General features: G+C 71.8%; 20 protein-coding genes. 6 read left to right on the forward strand and 14 right to left on the reverse strand.

Annotated elements, in window-relative coordinates:
- Positions 1 to 196: 196 nt before the first annotated feature.
- The 3 genes from ABZ862_RS23990 to ABZ862_RS24000 all read right to left on the reverse strand — a co-directional run bounded on the left by ABZ862_RS23990 (position 197) and on the right by ABZ862_RS24000 (position 3,010).
- Positions 197 to 1,129 carry a UTP--glucose-1-phosphate uridylyltransferase gene (locus ABZ862_RS23990; RefSeq protein WP_360961382.1) on the reverse strand — a complete coding sequence of 311 codons (933 nt, stop codon included), beginning with the start codon at positions 1,127 to 1,129 and terminating at the stop codon, positions 197 to 199.
- 318 nt (positions 1,130 to 1,447) lie between these two features.
- Entirely contained in the window at positions 1,448 to 2,350 is a 903-nt protein-coding gene (locus ABZ862_RS23995; RefSeq protein ID WP_360961385.1) for an LLM class flavin-dependent oxidoreductase, read from the reverse strand.
- Between the two features lie 75 nt (positions 2,351 to 2,425).
- Positions 2,426 to 3,010 (reverse strand): RNA 2'-phosphotransferase, encoded by a 585-nt coding sequence (locus tag ABZ862_RS24000; RefSeq protein ID WP_360961388.1) that lies wholly within the window; start codon positions 3,008 to 3,010, stop codon positions 2,426 to 2,428.
- A 281-nt stretch (positions 3,011 to 3,291) separates the two neighbouring features.
- Between ABZ862_RS24000 and ABZ862_RS24005 the strand changes: the two genes are divergently transcribed.
- The 5 genes from ABZ862_RS24005 to ABZ862_RS24025 all read left to right on the forward strand — a co-directional run bounded on the left by ABZ862_RS24005 (position 3,292) and on the right by ABZ862_RS24025 (position 7,273).
- The gene (locus ABZ862_RS24005; RefSeq protein ID WP_360961597.1) at positions 3,292 to 4,266 is read left to right on the forward strand and encodes an ABC transporter ATP-binding protein; all 975 of its coding nucleotides are present in this window, start codon (positions 3,292 to 3,294) and stop codon (positions 4,264 to 4,266) included.
- Positions 4,267 to 4,270: 4 nt separating this feature from the next.
- Positions 4,271 to 5,215 (forward strand): ABC transporter permease, encoded by a 945-nt coding sequence (locus tag ABZ862_RS24010; RefSeq protein WP_360961599.1) that lies wholly within the window; start codon positions 4,271 to 4,273, stop codon positions 5,213 to 5,215.
- Positions 5,212 to 6,123, forward strand: coding sequence for an ABC transporter ATP-binding protein (locus ABZ862_RS24015; RefSeq protein WP_360961391.1), 912 nt, complete (start codon positions 5,212 to 5,214; stop codon positions 6,121 to 6,123). The genes ABZ862_RS24010 and ABZ862_RS24015 overlap by 4 nt, the downstream gene beginning before the upstream one ends.
- A gap of 10 nt (positions 6,124 to 6,133) precedes the next feature.
- The gene (locus tag ABZ862_RS24020) at positions 6,134 to 6,856 is read left to right on the forward strand and encodes an ABC transporter permease (protein ID WP_360961394.1); all 723 of its coding nucleotides are present in this window, start codon (positions 6,134 to 6,136) and stop codon (positions 6,854 to 6,856) included.
- 138 nt (positions 6,857 to 6,994) lie between these two features.
- Positions 6,995 to 7,273, forward strand: a complete 279-nt coding sequence (locus ABZ862_RS24025; RefSeq protein ID WP_360961397.1) for a hypothetical protein — start codon at positions 6,995 to 6,997, stop codon at positions 7,271 to 7,273.
- Between the two features lie 399 nt (positions 7,274 to 7,672).
- Here ABZ862_RS24025 and ABZ862_RS24030 read toward each other — a convergent pair whose 3' ends face one another.
- The 9 genes from ABZ862_RS24030 to ABZ862_RS24070 all read right to left on the reverse strand — a co-directional run bounded on the left by ABZ862_RS24030 (position 7,673) and on the right by ABZ862_RS24070 (position 17,947).
- Positions 7,673 to 8,482, reverse strand: coding sequence for an HAD family hydrolase (locus ABZ862_RS24030; protein ID WP_360961399.1), 810 nt, complete (start codon positions 8,480 to 8,482; stop codon positions 7,673 to 7,675).
- The gene (gene serS / locus ABZ862_RS24035; protein WP_360961402.1) at positions 8,479 to 9,807 is read right to left on the reverse strand and encodes a serine--tRNA ligase; all 1,329 of its coding nucleotides are present in this window, start codon (positions 9,805 to 9,807) and stop codon (positions 8,479 to 8,481) included. The genes ABZ862_RS24030 and serS overlap by 4 nt, the downstream gene beginning before the upstream one ends.
- Positions 9,808 to 10,380: 573 nt before the next feature.
- Entirely contained in the window at positions 10,381 to 11,313 is a 933-nt protein-coding gene (gene pheA, locus ABZ862_RS24040) for a prephenate dehydratase (protein ID WP_360961405.1), read from the reverse strand.
- Between the two features lie 56 nt (positions 11,314 to 11,369).
- Entirely contained in the window at positions 11,370 to 12,755 is a 1,386-nt protein-coding gene (gene efeB, locus ABZ862_RS24045) for an iron uptake transporter deferrochelatase/peroxidase subunit (RefSeq protein ID WP_360961408.1), read from the reverse strand.
- 7 nt (positions 12,756 to 12,762) lie between these two features.
- Positions 12,763 to 14,796 carry a copper resistance protein CopC gene (locus ABZ862_RS24050; RefSeq protein ID WP_360961411.1) on the reverse strand — a complete coding sequence of 678 codons (2,034 nt, stop codon included), beginning with the start codon at positions 14,794 to 14,796 and terminating at the stop codon, positions 12,763 to 12,765.
- Between the two features lie 12 nt (positions 14,797 to 14,808).
- Positions 14,809 to 15,291 (reverse strand): copper chaperone PCu(A)C, encoded by a 483-nt coding sequence (locus tag ABZ862_RS24055; RefSeq protein WP_360961414.1) that lies wholly within the window; start codon positions 15,289 to 15,291, stop codon positions 14,809 to 14,811.
- Positions 15,288 to 15,941 (reverse strand): SCO family protein, encoded by a 654-nt coding sequence (locus ABZ862_RS24060; protein ID WP_360961417.1) that lies wholly within the window; start codon positions 15,939 to 15,941, stop codon positions 15,288 to 15,290. Before ABZ862_RS24060 ends, ABZ862_RS24055 begins: the two co-directional genes overlap by 4 nt.
- 95 nt (positions 15,942 to 16,036) lie before the next feature.
- Positions 16,037 to 16,777: a YcnI family protein gene (locus ABZ862_RS24065; protein WP_360961420.1), complete on the reverse strand. Its 741-nt coding sequence runs from the start codon at positions 16,775 to 16,777 to the stop codon at positions 16,037 to 16,039.
- A 234-nt stretch (positions 16,778 to 17,011) separates the two neighbouring features.
- A complete protein-coding gene (locus tag ABZ862_RS24070; protein WP_360961423.1) occupies positions 17,012 to 17,947 on the reverse strand; it encodes a hypothetical protein in 936 nt (311 codons plus the stop codon).
- 331 nt (positions 17,948 to 18,278) lie between these two features.
- Here ABZ862_RS24070 and ABZ862_RS24075 point away from each other — a divergent pair, with 331 nt between their 5' ends.
- Positions 18,279 to 18,728 carry an ATP-binding protein gene (locus ABZ862_RS24075; RefSeq protein ID WP_360961426.1) on the forward strand — a complete coding sequence of 150 codons (450 nt, stop codon included), beginning with the start codon at positions 18,279 to 18,281 and terminating at the stop codon, positions 18,726 to 18,728.
- Between the two features lie 175 nt (positions 18,729 to 18,903).
- On the opposite strand, the gene ABZ862_RS24080 is transcribed toward ABZ862_RS24075, so the two are convergent.
- Complete coding sequence (locus ABZ862_RS24080) at positions 18,904 to 20,367, reverse strand: aminopeptidase P family protein (protein ID WP_360961429.1); 1,464 nt, start codon at positions 20,365 to 20,367, stop codon at positions 18,904 to 18,906.
- 255 nt (positions 20,368 to 20,622) lie between these two features.
- The gene (locus ABZ862_RS24085; protein ID WP_360961432.1) at positions 20,623 to 22,041 is read right to left on the reverse strand and encodes a PP2C family protein-serine/threonine phosphatase; all 1,419 of its coding nucleotides are present in this window, start codon (positions 22,039 to 22,041) and stop codon (positions 20,623 to 20,625) included.
- Positions 22,042 to 22,634 lie beyond the last annotated feature (593 nt).

Genomic DNA, 22,634 nt, shown 5'->3' on the forward strand with positions numbered 1-22,634 from the left:
GGCGTCGCGGAATCGGCGGTACGCGGTCGGACCCGGCGGCCCGTGGTCCGATTCCTCCGGCCCGTTCGGGCATCCGCCGTCGCTCTTTGTCCGCGCGGCGGGAGGATTTCGCCTTTCCCTTTTCCTCCCGGCAGGGAACGGCGATATCTGCCTGTCCGGGATCTGCCTGTTGGAGGTCCGTCTGTCCGGGATCCGGCTATTCGAGGCCGGCGCCCTGGACGGCCGGTACCCGGGGCGCGTTCGACCTGACGAACTCTCCGAGCCAGCTCCGGAAGCCCGGCCCCAGGTCCTCGCGCTCCCAGGCCAGCTGGACCACGGCCCGCAGATAGTCACCGGGGTCGCCGGTGTCGTAGCGGCGCCCGGCGAACACCACCCCGTGCACCGGGCCCCGCGCCCCCGCCAGACACATCTCCCGCAGGGCGTCCGTGAGCTGTATCTCGCCGCCCCGGCCGGGCAGGGTGCGGCGCAGCACCGTGAAGACCTCCGGATCCAGGACGTACCGGCCCAGCACCGCGTAGGTGCTCGGCGCCAGGTCCGGGGACGGCTTCTCGACCAGGTCCGTCACACGTACCACGTCGTGCTCACCGGTTCCGGCCACGGCCGCGCAGCCGTACCGGAAGATCTGCTCGCGGGGTACCTCCATGAGGGCCAGGACGCTGCCCCCGTGCCGGGCGTGCACCTCCGCCATGCGGGCGAGCAGGGTGTCCCTGGCGTCGATCAGATCGTCGCCCAGCAGCACCGCGAAGGGGTTCTCACCGATGTACGACGCGGCCCGCAGCACGGCGTGGCCGAGCCCCTGGGCGTCGCCCTGGCGCAGATAGTGGATGTCCGCGCCGGCCGCGGACGAGGTGAGCCGGGAGAGCTTCCCGTGCTCCTCCTTCGTCCGCAGCACGTTCTCCAGTTCGTAACTGCGGTCGAAGTGGTCTTCCAGGGAACCCTTGTTGCGTCCCGTCACCATCAGGATGTCGGAGAGGCCGGCGGACACGGCTTCCTCCACCACGTACTGGATGGCGGGCCTGTCCACCACCGGCAGCATTTCCTTCGGGACGGCTTTTGTCGCCGGAAGGAAACGGGTGCCGAGTCCGGCGGCCGGGATGACCGCCTTGGTTATACGGCAGGGTCTGGTCATAGGGAGAATTTAGCGACACCCAAGGCGGGGAGCGAGGAATTCCGGGGACGCGGGGCGAGTTTGGTACAACCGGTGTCCGCGCCTCCCGGGCACCGTGCCCGGGCAGGCCGTGAGCTGCTGTTTCCGCGGTACGGACCAGGTGTCACGGACCGGACTTGCCAAATATGCCCACAGCATGATCCCCACGGTGCGCCCCGTGCCGTGCCCTGCGCGGTCCCGTGCGTGCCCTGCCGTACCTCCGGACGTCTTCTCTCCCCCGGACCCCTGCCGTACCTCCGGCCCGGGGCCGGGCGGCGGCAGCGCCGTGGCGGCGCGGCGTCAGCGCAGCTGGGAGAGCCCCTCGGTGGCGATGCGCTCGAAGACCGTCTCGTCGGCGGCGAAGTCCGAGTCCGGGACGGGCCAGTGAACGGCGATCTCCGTGATTCCCAGGGCGGCGTGCCTGCCCGCGAAGTCGACGAATGCGTCGAGGGACTCCAACGGGCGCTGACGGTCCGGCGTGAAACCGGTGAGCAGGATCTTCTCCATGGCGTCGGGGTCACGGTCGATGTCCGCACACGCCTTGCCCAGCTTCTCGATCTGCTCCCGGATCGCCCGCAGGGACTCCGCGGGCGTACCCGTCTCGAAGAGCTTCGGGTCGCCCGTGGTCACCCATGCCTGCCCGTGCCGGGCCGCGAGCCTCAACCCGCGCGGGCCGGTCGCCGCCACCGCGAAGGGCAGGCGGGGGCGCTGGACGCATCCCGGGATGTTCCGCGCCTCGTGCGCCGAGTAGAAGTCCCCTCCGTACGAGACCGAGTCCTCGGTGAGCAGACGGTCGAGGAGCGGCACGAACTCGCCGAAGCGGTCGGCCCGCTCATGCGGCGTCCACGGCTCCTGCCCGAGGGCCGTGGCGTCGAAGCCGGTGCCGCCCGAGCCGATGCCCAGGGTGATCCGGCCGCCCGAGATGTCGTCGAGCGAGATCAGGTCCTTGGCGAGGGGAACGGGGTGGCGGAAGTTCGGCGAGGTGACGAGGGTGCCCAGGCGCATCCGCCGGGTGACGGCCGCGGCGGCGCTCAGGGTGGGGACGGCGCCGAACCAGGGGCCGTCGCGGAAGGTCCGCCAGGACAGGTGGTCGTAGGTGAAGGCCGTGTGGAAGCCGAGTTCCTCTGCGCGCACCCAGGCCGCACGGCCACCCTCGTTCCAGCGGCGGTGCGGAAGGATCACAGTGCTCAGGCGCAGACTCATGCCGCAAAGCCTACGGCGATGCCCGGCGCAGGCGGGCGCAGTCCGGGGCAGCCCGGCGCAGGCGGGTGCAGGCGGTCAGTGGGATGCGGGGAAGCGCAGATAGCGCGGCGGTACCGTCCTGGTCAGCCACACGCCGTTGGCGCTGACGTGGAAGACATGGCCGTCGCGGTGCATGGCGGCCGCGTCGACCGCGAGCACCACCGGGCGGCCCCTGCGCGCGCCCACCCGGGTCGCCGTCTCCCGGTCCGGTGACAGATGCACGTCGTGCCGGTCCATGGGCCGCAGCCCCTCGGCGCGGATCGCGTCCAGGCTGCGGGCCACCGTCCCGTGGTAGAGGTACGCCGGCGGCGTCGACGGGGCCAGGCCCAGGTCGACCTCCACGGTGTGGCCCTGGCTGGCGCGGATCCGGGTGCCCTCGACGGCGAAACGCCTCTTGTCGTTCACGGCCACCACATGGTCCAGCTCCTCGCGCGTGATGCGGAAGCCGTGTGCCTCCGCCGCCGCGAGCAGCGTGCCGATCTCCACCCAGCCGCCTTCGTCGAGGGTGAGGCCGATCCGCTCCGGCCGGTGCCTCAGATGTTTCGACAGGTACTTCGACACCTTCACCGTGCGCCGTTCGTCCGCGTCCCTCGCACGGCTGGTGCCGTCCTTCTCGTTCATGCCCTCGAGGATCACAGATGAGACCCGGATCACGCAGGTGATTTTCACTTGGAGGTTTGTTCCACAAGCCCACCGTGTTATCCACAGGTGAAACGACAAATCTGTGGACAACCGACTGGCGGTTCAAGGCGATAGGCCCCATCATGTCGCGGATGCGAAGATTCGGGTAGCTCTCAGGCAGGGGTCCCCCTACGGGCCCCTACGCCTGGAGTCTGACGCCAAGACGGCTCTGCGGTCTGACGACCCCCGTGGCCCGCATCACTACTGTCTGTGCCGTGACTGTGATCGCGACCGAAAGCCTGAGCAAGCGGTTCCCCCGGGTGACCGCTCTCGACCGGCTGACCGTGGACATCGGACCCGGGGTGACGGGTCTCGTCGGGTCCAACGGAGCCGGCAAATCCACCCTGATCAAGATCCTCCTGGGTCTGTCCCCCGCCTCCGAGGGCCGCGCCGAAGTGCTCGGCCTGGACGTCGCGACCAAGGGTGCCGCCATCCGCGAACGCGTCGGCTACATGCCGGAGCACGACTGCCTGCCGCCCGACGTCTCGGCCACCGAGTTCGTCGTGCACATGGCCCGGATGTCCGGCCTCCCGCCGACCGCCGCCCGTGAGCGCACCGCCGACACCCTGCGCCACGTCGGCCTGTACGAGGAGCGCTACCGCCCCATCGGCGGCTACTCCACCGGTATGAAACAGCGCGTCAAACTCGCCCAGGCCCTCGTCCACGACCCCCGGCTGGTCTTCCTGGACGAACCGACCAACGGACTCGACCCCGTCGGCCGCGACGAGATGCTCGGCCTGATCCGCCGCATCCACACCGACTTCGGCATCTCCGTGCTGGTCACCTCGCACCTGCTCGGCGAACTGGAGCGCACCTGCGACCACGTCGTCGTGGTCGACGGCGGAAAGCTGCTGCGCGCCAGCTCCACCCGGGACTTCACCCAGATCACCACCACCCTCGCCGTCGAGGTCACCGACACCGACGACCACCCCGACGGCACCCGCGCCGTGCGCGACGCGCTCCGGACCCGCGGGGTCGACGTCCAGGACGGCACCGGACTCCCCGGCGCCGGTCACCTCCTGCTGCTCACCGCGACCGGCGAGGAGACCTACGACCTCGTGCGCGACGTCGTCGCCGATCTCGGCCTCGGCCTGGTGCGCATGGAACAGCGCCGCCACCACATCTCCGAGGTCTTCAAGAACGACGAGGCGAGCGACCCCGCCCCGCGGAAGGAGGCCGTCGGCCATGGCAACTGACGACCTGGCAACTGACAACCCGGCACCAGGGAGCCCGGCACCCGGGAACCCCGCCGTCACCCCGCCGGGTGACCAGACCCGTATCCACGACATCGGCTACCGCAGCTACGGCGGCCCCCGCCTCGGCCGTGCCTACGCCCGGCGTTCCCTCTACTCGCAGTCCCTGCGCGGCGCCTACGGCCTCGGCCGCTCCGTGAAGTCCAAGGTCCTGCCGATGCTGCTGTTCGCCGTGATGTGCGTACCCGCCGCCATCATGGTGGCCGTCGCGGTCGCGACGAAGCTCAAGGAACTGCCCGTCGAGTACACCCGCTACGCGATCATCATGCAGGCCGTCATCAGCCTGTACGTCGCCTCGCAGGCCCCCCAGTCCGTCTCCCGCGACCTGCGCTTCAAGACCGTACCGCTGTACTTCTCGCGGCCCATCGAGACCGCCGACTACGTCCGCGCCAAGTTCGCGGCGCTCGCGTCGGCCCTCTTCGTCCTCACCGCGACCCCGCTGCTCGTGCTCTACGTGGGCGCGCTGCTCGCCAAGCTCGACTTCGCCGACCAGACCAAGGGATTCGCGCAGGGGCTCGTCTCCGTGGCACTCCTCTCGCTGCTCTTCGCCGGCATCGGCCTCGTCATCGCCGCCGTCACCCCGCGCCGCGGGTTCGGCATCGCCGCGATCATCGCCGTCATGACCATCTCGTACGGCGCGGTCTCCACCCTCCAGGCCATCGCCGACGCCCAGGGCAGCCAGGGTGCCGTCCCCTGGATCGGCCTCTTCTCGCCGATCACGCTCATCGGCGGACTCCAGACCGCCTTCCTCGGCGCGACCTCGACCTTCCCCGGCGGAGCGTCGACCGGACCCTCGCACACCCAGGGAATCGTCTACGTCGTCGCCGTCCTCGGCCTCATCGCCGCGGCCCACGGCCTCCTGCTGCGCCGCTACCGGAAGGTGGGACAGTGACCACACTCTCCATCGACCACGTCTCCCGCTGGTTCGGCAACGTGGTCGCCGTCAACGACGTCACCATGACCGTCGGCCCCGGCGTCACCGGCCTGCTCGGCCCCAACGGCGCCGGCAAGTCCACCCTGCTGAACATGATGGGCGGCTTCCTCGCCCCCTCCTCCGGCACCGTCACCCTCGACGGGCAGCAGGTGTGGCGCAACGAGCAGATCTACCGGCACATCGGCATCGTCCCCGAACGCGAGGCGATGTACGACTTCCTCACCGGCCGCGAGTTCGTCCTCGCCAACGCCGAACTGCACGGCCTCGGCGCCAAGGCCGCCCAGCGGGCCCTGGCCACCGTCGAGATGGAGTACGCGCAGGACCGGAAGATCTCCACCTACTCCAAGGGCATGCGCCAGCGCGTGAAGATGGCCTCCGCGCTCGTCCACGAACCGTCGCTGCTGCTGCTCGACGAACCCTTCAACGGCATGGACCCGCGCCAGCGCATGCAGCTCATGGACCTGCTGCGGCGGATGGGCGACGAGGGCCGCACCGTGCTGTTCTCCTCCCACATCCTCGAGGAGGTCGAGCAGCTCGCCTGGCACATCGAGGTGATCGTCGCCGGACGGCACGCCGCCAGCGGCGACTTCCGCAAGATCCGCCGCCTGATGACCGACCGTCCGCACCGCTACCTGGTGCGTTCCAGTGACGACCGTGCCCTCGCGGCCGCCCTGATCGCCGACCCGTCCACCTCCGGCATCGAGGTCGACCACGCCGAGGGCGCGCTGCGCGTCCAGGCCGTCGACTTCGGCCGCTTCACGGCCCTGCTGCCGCGGGTGGCCAGGGAGCACGGCATCCGGCTGCTCACGGTCTCGCCGTCCGACGAGTCCCTCGAGTCCGTCTTCTCGTACCTCGTCGCGGCGTAGGAGGCCCAAGATGTACGACCCCACAGTGGCCCGCCTCACCTACCGGGCGCTGCTCGGCAGGCGCCGGGCACTCATCCTGGGCGCACTGCCCCTGCTGCTGATCGCGATCTCCGTCGCGGTACGGGCCCTCGCCGGTGCCGACGACCAGACCGCCGCCGACCTGCTGGGCGGCCTCGCCCTGGCCACCATGGTGCCGATCATCGGCGTCATCGCCGGAACCGGCGCGATCGGCCCCGAGATCGATGACGGCTCGGTGGTGTACCTGCTGTCCAAGCCGCTGAAGCGGCCGACGATCATCTTCACCAAGCTGATCGTCGCCATCGCGGTGACCATGGTCTTCTCCGCGGTGCCGACCTTCGTCGCCGGCATGATCCTCAACGGCAACGGCCAGCAGGTCGCCGTCGCCTACACGGTGGCCGCGCTGGTCGCCTCCATCGCCTACTCGGCGCTGTTCCTGCTGCTCGGCACGGTGTCCCGGCACGCGGTCGTCTTCGGGCTCGTCTACGCGCTGGTCTGGGAAGCCCTGTTCGGGTCCCTGATCTCCGGCGCGCGCACCCTCAGCGTGCAGCAGTGGGCGCTGGCCGTGGCCCACAAGGTCTCCGGCGACCCCGCCCTGGTGACCTCGGACGTCACCCTGCCGACGGCCACCGTGCTGCTGGTGCTCGTCACCGTCGCGGCCACCTGGTACGCCGGCCAGCGGCTGCGGGCGCTGACGCTGGCCGGCGAGGAGTAGCCGAGGCGCGGGCGAGGAACGGCAAGAGGGAGCGGACGCGGCCCCGGCCGTACGCGGGTGCCTTCACGGAGGCTTCACGTACGGCCGGGCACACTGAGTCCCCAGGGGATGCACTGCCGGACAGCGGGAGGCACGGGCATGGCCGCCGACGACGCGCGGAACGAGGACCCGGACGCGGACAGGGCCGCGGACAGGACCGGGAACCCGGACGGCAGCAGGGACGACGCCTGGGACGAGACCGTCCTGGACGACGACTTCATACGCTCGGCATCCACCACGGAGCCTTCCGCCCGGGCCCGGATGCTCGCCGCCCGCTGGCGTGCCGAGGCCCCCGAACCCCGGCCCTGGCGCTCCGACGAGGAACCCGCGGGCTGGTTCTTCAGCAAGGCCCGGCGCCGTCGGTGGCGGTGGCGGTAGCGGCGCCGTCGGTGGTGGTCGGCACCGGGGCGGACGGTGCCGGTGGGGCCGGCGGGGCATAACGGGACACCCGGCCTTAAATGGGTGGCGCCCCGCTCCCTTCCACCGGCACAGTGGTCGTGTCCACACCGCCGGTCACGGCCGGCGCCGCATTCCGGGAGTGGAGCCGGGGCACGCCTCTGCACGGCGGTGCGCCGGACTCCCGCCAGGGCAGCCCACGGCGGGCCGCGGAGCGACCACCTCCTCCGTCCGCCCGCTCCACTCGGGGAGCTGCCCGGGGCGGCCGCTTCGAGCACGCGACCTCACCCTCGCGTGGGCCGCCCACCCGGAAGGACGACGGGCCCGGACACGGCGGGCACACATGCCGTCAGCAGCGTCAGCCGTCGTCGTCGCCGTCCGTCAGCCCAGGCTCAGCAACCGCTCCAGCACCACGGCGATCCCGTCGTCCTCGTTGGACAGCGTGACCTCGTCCGCCACCGCCCGCAGTTCCTCGTGCGCGTTGGCCATGGCCACACCGTGCGCGGCCCACGCGAACATCGGGACGTCGTTGGGCATGTCGCCGAAGGCGACGGTGTCCTCGGCCCTCGCCCCCAGGCGGCGCGCCGCCAGCGACAGGCCGGTCGCCTTGGACAGCCCCAGCGGCAGCAGCTCCACTATGCCGGCGCCCGCCATCGCCACGGAGACGAAACCGCCCGCGGCGACACGCGCCACCTCCGCCAGCTCGTCGTCCGACAGCGTGGGGTGCTGGATGTACAGCTTGTTCAGCGGCGCGGACCACAGGTCGGACACGTCGTCGAAGGGGGTCGAGGGCAGCCTGCCGGTGACCGCGTACCCGGGACCGACCAGCACGTCGCCGTCCAGGCCGTCCCGGCTCGCCGCGAGATACAGCGGACCGGTCTCCGCCTCGATCTTGGCCAGTGCCAGGGCCGCCAGCTGCCGGTCCAGGGTCACCGAGGTGAGCAGCCGGTGCTCCCCGGCGTCGTAGACCTGCGCGCCCTGACCGCAGACGGCCAGGCCCTGGTAGCCGAGGTCGTCGAGGACATGACGGGTCCACGGGACCGCGCGTCCGGTGACCACGACGTGCGCCGCGCCCGCCGCGGTGACGGCGGCGAGCGCGTCACGGGTGCGCCGGGAGACCGACTCGTCGGAACGCAGCAGCGTGCCGTCGAGGTCGGTCGCGACGATCCGGTAGGGGAAGCCGCCGCTCACTTCGCGACCGGCGCCAGGACGTCCCGGCCGCCCAGGTACGGGCGCAGCACCTCGGGCACCCGTACCGAGCCGTCGGCCTGCTGGTGGTTCTCCAGGATCGCGACGATCGTGCGCGGTACGGCGCACAGGGTGCCGTTGAGCGTGGCCAGCGGCCGGACCCGCCCGCCCGTCGCCCGACCACCACCCCCGACGGAGGTCGCTTCGCTCCCGCCGGACTTCTCCCGGACCCGGATCTGCAGCCGGCGGGACTGGAACTCGGTGCAGTCCGAGGTCGAGGTCAGCTCGCGGTACTTGCCCTGGGTCGGGATCCACGCCTCGCAGTCGTACTTACGGGACGCGGAGGCACCCAGATCACCGGTGGCGACGTCGATGACGCGGAACGGCAGTTCCAGCGAGGTCAGCCACTGCTTCTCCCAGTCCAGCAGCCGCTGGTGCTCCTCCCGCGAGTCCTCCGGGAGGACGTACGAGAACATCTCCACCTTGTCGAACTGGTGGACGCGGAAGATGCCCTTGGTGTCCTTGCCGTGCGAGCCGGCCTCGCGGCGGAAGCAGGGCGAGAAGCCCGCGTAGCGCAGCGGCAGACGGTCGGCGTCGAGGATCTCGTCCATGTGGTACGCGGCGAGGGGCACCTCGGAGGTGCCGACCAGGTAGAGGTCTTCCTTGTCGAGGTGGTAGACGTCCTGCGCGGCCTGGCCGAGGAAGCCGGTGCCCGCCATCGACTGCGGGCGGACCAGCGCCGGGGTCAGCATCGGGGTGAAGCCTGCGGCCGTCGCCTGGGCGATCGCCGCGTTGACCAGCGCCAGCTCCAGCAGCGCGCCGATCCCGGTGAGGAAGTAGAAGCGCGAGCCGGACACCTTGGCGCCCCGCTCGACGTCGATCGCGCCGAGCAGCCGGCCGAGCTCCAGGTGGTCCCTGGGCTCGAAGCCCTCGGTCGCGAAGTCCCGGATCGTGCCGTGCGTCTCGAGGGTGACGAAGTCCTCCTCGCCGCCGACGGGCACGTCGGGGTGGACGAGGTTGCCGAGGCGGAGCAGCAGGTCCTGGGTCTCGGCGTCGGCGGCGTCGCGCTCGGCGTCGGCCGTCTTGACGTCGGCGGCGAGCTGGCTCGCCCGCTTCAGCAGCTCGGCCTTCTCGTCCGCGGCGGCCTTGGGGATCAGCTTGCCGAGCGACCTCTGCTCGGCGCGCAACTCGTCGAAGCGGACGCCGGACGACCTGCGCCGCTCGTCGGCAGACAGGAGAGCGTCGACGAGCGCGACATCCTCTCCACGGGCGCGCTGCGACGCGCGCACACGGTCGGGGTCCTCACGGAGCAGACGAAGGTCAATCACGGTGCCAAGGCTACCGGTGGTGGGTCCTGGCCCACGACTCACCATGGCTTGTCACGTGGTACGTAGCGTTATACACCAATCGCGCATTGTGCCAGTGAATGGGGGGTGCCGCTCAAGGGGACGGGGCGGGGTGCGGGCGTCCGGGGGCTTGATTTCCTTGCCCGGCGGGGGACTTGGAGCGGTGACTTGTCCACAGGTCATTGGTCCCCTCGTGAGTTATCCACAGCCTGTGGGGAAGATCTGTGGATTTTTCCATTGATCACTTCGGGGGCGGTGGGCGAGGTGCGGAATCCGCGCCGCGAAGCGTGACAAAAGCCTCTTTCATCCGGAAGGAGGTCACCCCAGGAGTGAATCAGGGGAAACGAATGGCCGAAGGGCGACCCACGGACCGCCGACCGGGTCGGAGACCCGCGGACCGATTAGTCGACACACCGACCCACCCCTGTCGACTTGTCCCCAGGAAGGGCGGACGGCCTGTGGATAAGTCGGGGAGTTGTCCGGACAGCCCATGGTGCCCGATCGCGGCTGGGCCGGACCACGGTCCCGGAACCGGCCGCCCTGGAACCGCCCGCCCTAGAACCGCCCGTCCTGGCACCGTGCGACCCAGTCCGCCGCCGAGACGAACTCCTCGTCCGAGGTTCCCGGCAGCGGTGCGGGCACCTCTTCCGGGGTGATGTCCGCACGCGGGTAGGAACCCAGATAGCGCACCTGTAGGCAGATCCGCTTGAGCCCCATCAGCGCCTCGGCGACCTTCCGGTCGGAGATATGGCCCTCGGCGTCGATGCAGAAGCAGTAGTTGCCGATGCCGGCGCCGGTCGGACGGGACTGGAGCAGCATGAGGTTGATCCCGCGGGTGGCGAACTCGCCGAGCAGGTCCCGCAGGGCGCCGGGGTGGTCGGCGCGCTGCCACAGGACGACGGACGTCTTGTCCGCGCCGCTCCGGGCGGCGGGCCTGGACGGCCGGCCGACCAGCACGAACCGTGTCTGGGCGTTCTCCGCGTCGTGGATGCCGGTCTCCAGCGCCTCCAGGCCGTACCGGGCGGCCGCGAACTCCCCGGCGAAGGCGGCGTCGAAGCGGCCCTCCTGGACCAGTCGGGCGCCGTCGGCGTTGGAGGCGGCCGATTCCCAGACGGCGTCGGGCAGGTGTGCCCGCAGCCAGTTGCGCACCTGCGGCTGGGCGGCGGGGTGGGCGGTGACCGTCTTGATGTCCGACAGCTGGGTCCCCGGCCTGACCAGCAGCGCGAAGGTGATCGAGAGCAGCACCTCGCGGTAGATCATCAGCGGGGAACCCGCGACGAGTTCGTCGAGCGTGGTGGTGATGCCGCCCTCGACGGAGTTCTCGATCGGCACGAACGCGGCCTCGGCCTCGCCGCCGCGCACCGCGTCGAGCGCGGACTGTACGGAGACGTACGGCACAAGCTGCCGGGTGGCCGTCTCGGGAAGGGTGCGCAGGGCCACCTCGGTGAAGGTGCCCTCGGGGCCGAGATAGGCGTAGCTCGCAGGCATGACCTCACCCTAATGGGCGCGTGAGGGAGGACGTGCCATACGAACGCCGTCCCGCGTCACCCTTCCAGCAGGTGCTGCCCCACGTACTCCCCCCGTCCCGCGCCGCCCGGCACCGCGAACAGGGCGCTCGCCTCGTGCCGGATGTACTTCGACAGGGCGTCGCCCCGGTCCAGCTTGCGCTGCACGGTGACGAAGCCGCGCAGCGGATCGGCCTGCCAGCACACGAAGAGCAGACCGGCGTCCGGGGTGCCGTCGGCGGCGATGCCGTCGTGGTAGGAGAACGGGCGCCGCAGCATCGCCGCGCCGCCGTTCTTGTCCGGACGGCTGATCCGGGCGTGCGCGGTGAGCGGGACGACGTAGTCGCCGTGGGCGTCCGTCTTCTCCAGGTCCATCTCCGTCGTCTCGGTGCCCCCGGACAGCGGTGCCCCGTCGGACTTACGGCGCCCGATGACGGCCTCCTGCGCGTGCGGGGACAACTGCTCCCAGTCGTCGAGGAGCATCCGGATCCGGCGTACGACCGCGTAGGAGCCGTTCGCCATCCAGGCGGGACCGGCGGAGCCGGTTGAACCGGCCGAACCGGCTGAAGCGGCCGAAGCGGACGGCGGGACGAAGATCCGCTGGTCGAAGTCGGCGTCGGAGGGCTTCGGATTGCGGGTGCCGTCGATCTGGCCCATGAGGTTGCGGGCGGTCATCGGGTGGGCGGTGGCGCCGGGGGAGCGGTTGAAGCCGTTCATCTGCCAGCGCACCCGGGCCGCGCTCCCGGCGTCCTTCTGTACGGCACGCAGCGCGTGGAAGGCGACGAGGGCGTCGTCGGCACCGATCTGCACCCACAGATCGCCGTCGCTGCGCGATCTGTCGAGGTGGTCGGAGGAGAAGTCCGGCAGCGGGTCGAGGGAGACCGGGCGCTGTTTCTCCAGGCCGGTACGGGTGAAGAAGCTGTGTCCGAAACCGAAGGTGAGGGTCAGTGAGGCGGGCCCGGCGTCCCGGGCGACGCCGGTGTCGCCGTGCGGGGCCGCCTCACCGGTCATGAGCCGCTCGGCGGTGGCCGACCAGCGGCGCAGCAGTGCGGCGGCCTCCTTGCGCCCGGCCCCGGCCGTGAGGTCGAAGGCGACCAGGTGGCCGACGGCCTGGAGTCCCTCGGTGATGCCGGGCTGATGTTTCCCGTGAAACATCGCCCGGCCGGAGCCGAGCGAGGTGAGCGGAGTGGCTCCGGCGGGGGCGGTGGCGTGTCCGACGGCGGCACCCGCCGCGCCGAGCACGAGTCCGGTGGCTCCGGCGGTGCTCAGCAGCCGCCGCCGGGACACGCCGCCGACCGCCGCCGGCCTCCCGGCGGCCACCGTGGTCTCGGGGGATGCAGGGTCGGCGGGGTCGGTGGCATCGATGGCGGCGGTGGTGCCGGTGGTGCGGTCCGTCCCGGTGTCCGCGGTGGGGTGGTCAGGCATGGTGGGTTCAGCCGATCTGCGCGTTCTTGGAGACGGTGGTCTGGTCGATGTCGGAGGTCCGCACGGTGACGGCGATCTTCCAGTCGCCCGCCATGGGGATCTGGAGCGCGGTGGCCGCCCAGTGCCCGGTGGCGATGTGGTCGGGGGCCACCGGAAGCGGGCCGATCTTCTTGGCGTCGAGCGTGAAGGAGACCTTCACCTCGGGGACGTCGAAGGCGCTGCCGCCGGGGCGCTGTACATAGACGTCCATCGTGTTGGCGCCGGTGCCGGCCGGGTCCAGTTCGAGCCGGACGACGCCCTTTCCGTCGGTGCCGCCGGTGTCGAAGGACATGTCCAGGGTCAGGGCGGCGCCGGTGGACGGTGCCGGGGACGAGGAGGACGCGGCGGTCTGGGCGGCCTCGGCCTCCCGCACGGTGCGGCCGGGCTCGCTCTGGGTCAGTACGGTGGTGACGGCGAGCACGACGACCGCCACCGCGGCCTCCGCGAGCACCGAACGGCGCAGCCCCGCGCGGTCCGTGTCGGCGTCGCGCAGCCGCTTGAGCCGGGTGGCGTTCACGACGGCACGCTGGCGGGCGAGCTGAGCGGCACGGGCGGCACGGGTGCCGGACGCGGAGGCCGTGGCGGATGTGGCGGATGTGGGCGTCGTCCGGCTGCCCTTGCCGTTGCGAGCCGCCGCGGGCTCCTTCACGCCCCGCGCCTCGTCCTTCTCGGCCGTCTCGACAGTCTCGGCCGCCTTAGCCCTCTCCGTCCCCTCCGCCTTGCCGGGCTTCCCGGCCTTCCCGGCTTGCTCGGTCTTCTGGGTGACGGCCGCCTCCGTCAGGCGTTCGGTCCACCGCCGTGAGAACCAGGCGAGAGCGACCATGACGGCCACCAGCCCGATCTTGGCGAGCAGCAGCCGCCCGTACGTCGTACCGGTGAACGCGGACCAGGAGCCGAGCTGCCGCCAGGACTGGTAGGCGCCGGTCGCGACCAGGGCAAGGACGGCGCCGAAGGCGAGCCGGGAGAAACGGCCCACGGCGGCGGCCTCGACCGGGGTGTCGGCGGGAGCCTTGTAGAGCGCGGTGAGCAGTGCGGTGAGCCCGCCCAGCCAGACGGCGACGGCGAGCAGATGGACGACGTCGACGGGCATCGCCACGGCGGGCTGGAGGCCGGTGGAGGCGTGTTCGGCCAGGGCCCAGCTCGCCGCGAGCCCGGCCGCGACGACCGTACCGCCGATGGCGAGCCCGAAGGCGAGGTCCCGCTTCTCCTCGCCGTCCTCGCGTTTGCCGTACGTACCGAAGAGCACGGCGATGAAGAGGGATCCGGCGGCGAGCAGCAGCAGCCGGGAGACGAGGGCCGCGCCGGTCTTGGTCTGGAGGACCTGGGCGAGCAGGCTCAGGTCGAGGATGTCGGCGGCCTTGCCCGACCCGGTGTACGAGCCGCGCAGCAGGAGGAGGGCGAGGGTGGCCGCGGTGAGCGCCAGCCAGCCGGAGACGACGAGCCGCTGCATGGCCTTGACGCCGGCGCCGCGCGGCCAGCAGGCGAGCACGAAGGCGGCGCCGCCGGCCAGCACGATGAACCCGGCGTACGACACGTACCGCCCGAGGCCGTAGAGCCACCCCACGATGCCTCCGCCTGCCGTCGGTCCGCTCGCGCTGACCGCGGTCTTCGAGGGGGTGCCGACCGAGAAGGTGAACGCACCGGCGACGGGATGGCTGTCGGCGGAGACGACCTGGTAGGTGACGGTGTACGTGCCGTCACCGAGGCCGGTTCTCACCTGCACGGCGTAGGTGGTGCCGCCGGGGTTGGACGGTTTGCCGACGTCGACCCGCTTGCCCCGGGGGTCGAGGACGCGCAGGGAGTCGTCGGCGAGGGCGACCTTCTCGGAGAAGGTGAGTGCCACCTCGGTCGGCGCCTTGGCGACCACCACCCCCTGCTGGGGGTTGCTGCCGGTCAGCGCGGCGTGCGCGGAGGCAGGCCCGGCGCCGGCGAGGAGCATGCCGGTGACGGCGAGGAGCAGCAGCACCAGGGTGCGGATGCGGGGGGTGATGGTCTGCGGCACGTTGGCCCTCCCTCAGTGTCCGGTCGCCGGGTTGTACGTGGCGGGCTTGACCGGCATCTCGACGGTGAGCGGACCGGATGTCGCGAAGTGCAGCTTCAGCGTCACCGTCCCGCCCTGCTTCGGCTGCTGCCTCAGCTTCTCGAACATCAGGTGGTAGCCCCCGCTCTTGAACACGAGTTGACCGTGTGCGGGGACGGTCAGGGAGGTGACCTCGGTCATCGTCTGCCCGGTCGTCCCGTGCAGGGTGACGCTGCCCGCCGTGTCGCTGGTGACGGAGGTCAGTCTGTCCTGGGCGCCGCCCTTGTTGGTGACGGTGAGGAAGCCGGCGGCCATGTCGGAGACGGGCTGGGGCATGTAGGCGGAGCTCACGGACAGGTCCGGACGGTCGCCCGAGCCGCCCGAGTCGCTGCCGCAGCCGGTCAGGGTGAGCAGCAGGGCGCCGGTGAGCGCGGTGCCGAGTACCGGGAGGGCGCGGTGCCGGGGGGAGACCGTCACGGCTTCGCCCCCTTGATCAGCTTGGGGAGGTCCTTGGTGTAGTCGTCGACGGTGGCGTCCTGGCCGTAGAGGACGTAACCGCCGTCGGTCTTCGGGGAGAACGCGATGACCTGCGTGCCGTGCACGGAGACGGTCTTGCCGTTCTTGTCCTTGCTGGTCGGTTCGATGGAGATGCCGAGGGTGCGGGCGCCTGCCTGGACGGCCGTGAAGTCGCCGGTCAGCCCGATGAACTGGGGGTCGATGCCCTTGAGCCACTTGCCGAGCTCGGCCGGGGTGTCCCGCTGGGGGTCGGTCGTGACGAACACGACGCGCAGCTTCGCCTGTTCGGCGGCGGGCAGCGCCTTCTTGGCCACGGCGATGTTGTTCATCGTCAGCGGGCAGATGTCGGGGCAGTGGGTGTAGCCGAAGTAGATCAGGGTCGGACGGCCGGCGGTCTCCTTGCGGAGGTCGTACTTCTTGCCGTGGGTGTCGGTGAGGACCAGGCCGGGCTTGTCGAAGGGCTGGTCGAGCACGGTCGCGGCCTGCCGGGTGGCGTCGGCGGAGACCACGGCGACCGGGCTGCCGCCGTCCCCGCTGCCGGAGCCGCAGGCGGAGAGGGTGAGCGTGGCGGCGGCGAGGAGTGCCGCGGCGGCGAACTTGTTCTTGCGCATGGATGGGTGTCCCAGGGGTGAGTGCAGTGCTCCGGCGTGCACCGGGGCCGTGCGGCGGAGGCACGGGCCCCGGTGCACGCCGTGGCGAGCGGGTCTCAGGAGGCGGTGCGCCGGCGCCCGGCGAGGACGCCGTACGCCACACCCGCGGCGCCGACGGCGATGCCGGCGGCGCCGAGGACGCGGGCGGTGGTGTCGCTGCCGGAGGAACCGGCGGCGACGGAGGCGGCGGAGGTCGCCTCCGTGGTGGCGGAGGCGTCCTCGGCGGTGGTGCCGGCGGTGCCATGGCTGTGTCCGTCGTCGTCGGCGGCGGAGAGCGTGAGGACCGGGGCGGGGTTCTCGGGTTCCTCCTGGCCTTCTCGCGGGACCTCGATCCAGCGGACGACCTCCTTGTCGGAGTACGTCTGGACGGCCTTGAAGACCAGTTCGTCGGTGTCCTCGGGCAGCGCACCGACGGAGAGGGGGAACTTCTGGAAGTAGCCGGGCTCGATGCCCTTGCCGTCGGCGGTCCAGGTCACCTTGGAGACGGCTTCGTCGATCTTCCGGCCGTGGACCTCCAGCGGCTTCGCGAGCCGGGACCTGGTGATCTCGACCTTCCAGCCGGCCAGCGGCTGGGCCAGCACGGAGGCCAGCGGGTGGTCGGCGGGGAAGCTGACCTCGACCTCGGTGGTCGAGGCGTCGTCACGCTCGTTGGGGACCTTGAAGTCCACGATCGCGTAGCCGCCCTTGGCGGCGGTGCCCTCCGGGGCGACGCTGACGTGCGCGAAGGAGGGGGTCGCCAGGGCGAGGACGGCGATCGCGGCGCCGCCGCCGGCGGCGGCGAGTCGGGAAGCCTTCATGGCAGGAACACTCCACTCGGGGTGATGATCCGGGCACGGCGGGGACCGGCTGCCGAGGACGGTCGCCGGGGACCGGTCGAGGAAGCGGACGGTCCGAGGAGAACGGTGCCGAAGGGGGCCGTGCCGGACTGCGGGAAAGGGATGCGCGGCCGTACGACGACGGCGGACGGCTCCTTCCCCGCCGTGCCCCGGGCAGGGGTTTCCGGTGGGTGCGGACGCGGTGTCGCTGTCGTGTCAGGCGGCGAGGGCGAGTGCGCCGGTGACGGGCGGGCCCCGCCTGATCACGGCGTGGCGGAGCGCGGTGGTACAGGGCTCGGGCGGTCGGGACCAGGCGGTACGCGGACTGCGCGGCCCCGGTTCGGGAGCGGCGGGCAACCCGGCGTACAGGGCGCGCGCGAGCGCCAGCGCGCCCCGCAGGGACCGTACGGACGCGCCGCCCTCGGCGACGGAGTGCGCCGACAGCTCGATCAGCCGCAGCAGTGCCAGATCGCCGCGCCGCAGCAGCCAGCCCGCGGCGATCGCGGCGAGGACGTGGCACAGCAGCATCGGCAGCGAGGGCAGCAGAGCGGTGAGGGAGGCGGTCCCGGGCACGGGGACGGCGGGCAGCGCGTCGGCCGTGTGGTGCGGCGCGGCCGTGCCGGTGCCGGAACCGGTGAACGTGCCGGTGGTCCGGTCGTAGAGCCGGGCGTCGGTGAGGACGCGCCGGGCATGGGCCGGGGTGATCGCGGCGGCCGTCGTACCGCACAGGATCCGGGCCGCCCGCGACACCAGCTCGGCGTCACTCGGGCCGCCCGCGGAAGCCGTGAACGCCGTGGAAGCCGTCGAAGCGGTGGCCCGCGCCATCGCCGTCATGGACGTCATGGAGGCCATGGGTGCCGTTCCCGACGCGGCGATCTGCTGGCCCAGCCCGAACAGGGTGTGCAGGGCCGTCTGCCCGAGGGCGAGCAGTGCGGCGATCCCGGCCGGTGAGCGGGTGCGCCCGGCCAGCGGCAGGGCGACGGCGAGGGCCCCCAGGAATCCCGCGGCCAGTGTCCACAGCGGGACCGTGGCGCAGGAAGCGAGGGTGTGACCGCCCACGCCCAGCACGACACAGACCGCGGCGAACACCGCGGCCCGCAGGATCCGGAGCCCGTCTCCGGAGCGCGCCCAGCGCTGATGAGGGGCAGTCATGGCGCGCTCATCATCGCACTGGGCCCCCTGGCCCCTTGCGGCAGGGGCGGGACGGGGCGTAGAGGCCACGGGCCGGGGAGCCGAGGGCGCCGGGGTTCACGGCGCCGGGGCCGAGGGCGTCAGGGCCGACGGCGGTGAACGGGACGTGGACGAACTACGTGAAGCGATGAGGACCGGACGCACCGGAAAGGTCGTGTTCGGTCGTCACATACACCGATTACGTCCGTCGCGCATCCCCCTGATGGGCCTCTTCTCGCCGACTCTGTGCTTACGGTTCGCGGCTCGGGGCAATACGTAACGGTATGTCGAGCCGCAGCCAGGAGGCTGGAGCATGAGCATCTGGTGGTCACTCCATTTGCGGCGCGACGCCGCGAGCGTGCCGCTCGCCCGCCGTCTCCTGCTCGGCACCATGGAGACGGCGGGCGTCGACCCCGACGTCTCCTACGACCTCTCCGTGGCGCTGAGCGAGGCGTGCGCGAACGCCGTGGAGCACGGCGGCGGGGGCATCGCCCGCGACGACGCCTCGCAGGCCTATCGCGTCACCGCGTACCTCGACGGCGAGAAGTGCCGTATCGAGGTCGCCGACTCGGGACCGGGCTTCCCCCGTCCCCATGCCGCTCGCCCCGCCCGCGCGGACGCGGAGCACGGCCGGGGGCTGGGGCTGATCAGAGAACTCGCCGACCACGTCCACATCGGCACCGAGCCGGGGCACGGCGGGGCGGTGGTCAGCTTCGACAAGATGCTGAAGTGGCAGAAGGACCCGTCGCTGCTCACCGCGTAGCGCGGGGCCCGGATCCTGGTCACGGTGCCGCCTTCCGGCTGGGCGCCGCCGGTGCTGCCTTGGGGGTGCTCCCAGCGGTGCTGCCGCCTGCTCCCCGGACCCCGTCGAGGACCGGGGACGCGTCCGGAGGCCGGGCCCCGGCGATGGTGCCGGGCCCCGGCCTCCGGAGCCGCTGTCAGCCCTTCAGCGCCGCCATCCACGCCTCGACGTCGTCGGAGCGGCGCGGGAGACCGGCGGAGAGGTTCCGGTTGCCGTTCTCCGTGATGAGGATGTCGTCCTCGATACGGACGCCGATGCCCCGGTACTCCTCCGGCACGGTCAGATCGTCGGCCTGGAAGTACAGACCGGGCTCGACGGTGAGCACCATGCCGGGCTCGAGGACGCCCTGGACGTAGGTCTCGGTGCGTGCGACGGCGCAGTCGTGGACGTCCATGCCGAGCATGTGACCGGTGCCGTGCAGCGTCCAGCGGCGCTGCAGCCCGAGCTCCAGCACCCGCTCGACCGGCCCCTCGACCAGGCCCCACTCGACGAGCCGCTCGGCCAGTACGTGCTGGGCGGCGTCGTGGAAGTCGCGGTACTTGGCCCCCGGCTGCGCGGCCGCGATGCCCGCCTCCTGGGCGTCGTACACGGCGTCGTAGATCTTCTTCTGGAGCTCGCTGTACGTGCCGCTGACGGGCAGGGTGCGCGTCACGTCGGCGGTGTAGAGGGTGTGCGTCTCCACGCCCGCGTCGAGCAGGAGGAGGTCGCCGGAGCGGACGGGACCGTCGTTGCGTACCCAGTGCAGGGTGCAGGCGTGCGGTCCGGAGGCGCAGATGGAGCCGTAGCCGACGTCGTTGCCCTCCACCCGGGCGCGGAGGAAGAAGGTGCCCTCGATGTAGCGCTCGCTGGTGGCCTCGGCCTTGTCGAGGACCTTCACCACGTCCTCGAAGCCGCGCACGGTGGAGTCGACGGCCTTCTGGAGCTCGCCGATCTCGAAGTCGTCCTTGAGTAGCCGGGCCTCGGAGAGGAAGATCCGCAGCTCCTCGTCCCGTTCGGCGGTGACCTTGTCGGTGAGGGCGGCCTCGACGCCGGCGTCGAGACCGCGCACCACGCGCACCGGGCCGGTGGCCTCGCGCAGCTTGTCGGTCAGTTCCCGGACGTCCGAGGCGGGGATGCCGTGGAGCCGCTCGGCCTCGGTGAGCGAGTTGCGGCGGCCGACCCACAGCTCGCCCTGGCCGGAGAGCCAGAACTCGCCGTTCTCGCGGTCGGAGCGCGGCAGCAGGTACAGGGTCTCCTGGTGGCCGCCCTCGACGGGTTCGAGGACGAGGACGCCGTCCTCGGTCTGGTTGCCGGTGAGGTACGCGTACTCGACGGACGACCGGAAGGGGTACTCGGTGTCGTTCGAGCGGGTCTTCAGGTTGCCCGCGGGGACGACCAGGCGTTCGCCCGGGAAGCGGGCGGAGAGCGCGGCACGGCGGCGGGCGGTGTGCTCCGCCTGCGCGACGGGCCGCAGATCGCGCAGCTCCGTGTCGGCCCAGCCGGACTTCATGTTCTCGGCCAGCTCGTCGGACACGCCCGGGTACAGGCCGTTCTTGCGCTGCTTGACGGGCTCCTGTTCGGCAGTCTCCGGGGTCTCCGGAAGCTCTTCTGCCACGGTCATCCTCCTAGATACGGCACCGGACCTCCCCCATCGTACGGTCGTACCGTCATACGGATCGGGACGCCGGGGCCATGGCACGGCGACGACATCCGGGCGCCCGGGGATCGGGGTCCGGAGTCCGGGGTTCGGCGTCCGAGGTCCGGGGTCCGGGGTCCGGGTTCGCTCGTGCTGGAGGAACCGTGGCCGCTCGCCGCGGGCCCGCCCGGCCCCCGGCACTGCTTGCCGCCCGGGTGACCGGGTGAGCGGGTGAGCGGCTCAGTCGAACCGTGCCGCCAGCAGGACCACGTCCTCCTTGCTGTCGGCCCGGTCGAGCCCGTCGGGCAGCATCGTGTGCAGCACGTGGTCGGCGATCGCGCCGGGGTCGCTGCGCAGCGTCCTCGGCACGGAGGCGGCCGCCGCGTGCAGCCGGGCGAAGGCACGGTCCACCGGGTCGCCGGTGCGGTGCAGCAGCCCGTCCGTGTAGAGCAGAACCGTCTCTCCTGCCTCGGCCTGGAACTCCACGCCGGGCGCCTCCCAGCAGGCGAGCATCCCGAGCGGCGCGGACACCGACGTCTCCGCGAACTCGGTGCGCCGTTCGCCGACCAGCAGGGGCGGACAGTGTCCGGCCCCGGCCAGCGTGATCCTGCGCTGGGCGGGCTCGCAGTAGGCGAACAGGGCGGTGGCCGAGCGGGCGGGCTCGGTCAGGCGCAGCAGCAGTTCGAGGTCGGACAGCACGGCGACGGGGTCCTCGCCCTCCATCACGGCGTACGCGCGCAGACTGGCCCGCAGTCGGCCCATCGCGGCGACCGCGCTCGGTCCCGAGCCGGTGACCGAGCCGACCGTCAGGCCGAGCGCCGCGTCGGGCAGCGGCAGCGCGTCGTACCAGTCGCCGCCGCCGCGCGGCCCGGTGCGGTGCCGGGCGGCGAGCTGCATCCCGGGGACGCGGGGGAGCCGGGAGGGCAGCAGTTCCCCGGCGATCGTCGCCATGGCGGCGCGGGTGCGCTCGAGCTCCAGCAGCCGTGCGAGGTGGTCGGTGGCGTAGCGGGTGTAGATGGCGACGAGGTGGCGCCGGCGTTTGTCCGGCTTCGCGGGCTCGTCGTAGAGCCACACGGCGGCGCCGAGGCGGCCCGCCTCCTCACCGGCCAGGGGCAGTGCGTAGGCGGCGGCGTAGCCGAGCCGGGCGGCGACTTCGCGGTGCCGGGGGTCGAGGCCGTCCTCGGCGAACAGATCGGGGCGCACCTGTTCGCCGTCGCCGCCGGGCAGCCCGTCGAGGATCCGGCCGTACGGCAGGGCGCCGCGCGGGACGGTCTCGATGTGCCCGAGGTCGGCGCGCGCCAGACCCAGACCGACGGTGGTGCAGGGCCCGAGCCCGTCGGCCGGTTCGAGGACGACGAGGCCGCGGCGGGCGCCGACGAGGGCGGACCCGGCGCGCAGCAGCTCCTGGAGCGCGGCGTCGAGGGTGGCGGTGCGGGCGAGGCGTTCGGTCAGCTCGTGGAGGGTGGTGAGGTCGGAGACCCAGCCGGCGAGACGGTCCTGGAGCAGGACCCCCGGTCCCGGGACGGAGGGGTCCTGACCTGCGGTTCCGTGGACGTGCGGGGCGGTGTCCGGAGGGAGTGCGGCCGGGCTGTCCGGTGCGGTGGACGCGGACGCGGCAGTGTGTGCGGGCGCGGGCACCTGTGAGTCGATTCCAGCCACTTTCGCGGGATGCGGGGCACTCATGACAACCGGCTTTCCGGCCGGCGCGTACTACTCAAAAGCATCACGAACCCCCATGTCATTCCGCGCCGCTGCAGTGGTTCCACACTTACACGCACTCGTGAGGGGATGTCCAGCATTGTCCTGCCGGGATTCCTGGTGTCCGTGGGCTTTTCGGGCCGCCCCCGCCGAACCCCTTGCGAAAAAGCAAAGTTGGCTTAAAACTGCCTCAGGGACGGGTTCATTGCGGTCGACTGGCCTTGTTCGGCGGAGCGTCACAACGGTCGCGATGGGTACGTACTCGGTGAAGGCCAGGGGTGGATGGGGGTCACCCGGAACCTGGCGGCGGACCCGGGCGTCATAGTCACCGACGACCGGCCCCAGTCTCCCGTGGCGGAGGCGAAGAGTAATTCGCGGATGGCAAAACGCCAGACTTCGCCACCCCCGCGCCGCACCGCGCTTCTGATAGACGCAGTATGGACGCGGACGCGGCCCACGCTCGACCCCCTGGGGTTCTCCTTGCTCTGAGCAGGGGTGTGATGCGCCAACAGGTACGCACAGTGAAGTGATCGACACATGACGTGATGTGGTCC

It is taken from the genome of Streptomyces sp. NPDC047000, from assembly GCF_040644295.1.
GTDB lineage: Bacteria > Actinomycetota > Actinomycetes > Streptomycetales > Streptomycetaceae > Streptomyces.

Bases quoted from the DNA above. Each gene is read 5' to 3' on its own strand.
- ABZ862_RS24075 (WP_360961426.1), top strand. From the start codon at position 18,279: ATGAGCATCTGGTGGTCACTCCATTTGCGGCGCGACGCCGCGAGCGTG.
- ABZ862_RS23990 (WP_360961382.1), bottom strand. From the start codon at position 1,129: ATGACCAGACCCTGCCGTATAACCAAGGCGGTCATCCCGGCCGCCGGA.
- ABZ862_RS24070 (WP_360961423.1), bottom strand. From the start codon at position 17,947: ATGACTGCCCCTCATCAGCGCTGGGCGCGCTCCGGAGACGGGCTCCGG.
- ABZ862_RS24065 (WP_360961420.1), bottom strand. From the start codon at position 16,777: ATGAAGGCTTCCCGACTCGCCGCCGCCGGCGGCGGCGCCGCGATCGCC.
- efeB (WP_360961408.1), bottom strand. From the start codon at position 12,755: ATGCCTGACCACCCCACCGCGGACACCGGGACGGACCGCACCACCGGC.
- ABZ862_RS24020 (WP_360961394.1), top strand. From the start codon at position 6,134: ATGTACGACCCCACAGTGGCCCGCCTCACCTACCGGGCGCTGCTCGGC.
- ABZ862_RS24080 (WP_360961429.1), bottom strand. From the start codon at position 20,367: ATGACCGTGGCAGAAGAGCTTCCGGAGACCCCGGAGACTGCCGAACAG.
- ABZ862_RS24060 (WP_360961417.1), bottom strand. From the start codon at position 15,941: ATGCGCAAGAACAAGTTCGCCGCCGCGGCACTCCTCGCCGCCGCCACG.
- ABZ862_RS24025 (WP_360961397.1), top strand. From the start codon at position 6,995: ATGGCCGCCGACGACGCGCGGAACGAGGACCCGGACGCGGACAGGGCC.
- pheA (WP_360961405.1), bottom strand. From the start codon at position 11,313: ATGCCTGCGAGCTACGCCTATCTCGGCCCCGAGGGCACCTTCACCGAG.
- ABZ862_RS24000 (WP_360961388.1), bottom strand. From the start codon at position 3,010: ATGAACGAGAAGGACGGCACCAGCCGTGCGAGGGACGCGGACGAACGG.
- ABZ862_RS23995 (WP_360961385.1), bottom strand. From the start codon at position 2,350: ATGAGTCTGCGCCTGAGCACTGTGATCCTTCCGCACCGCCGCTGGAAC.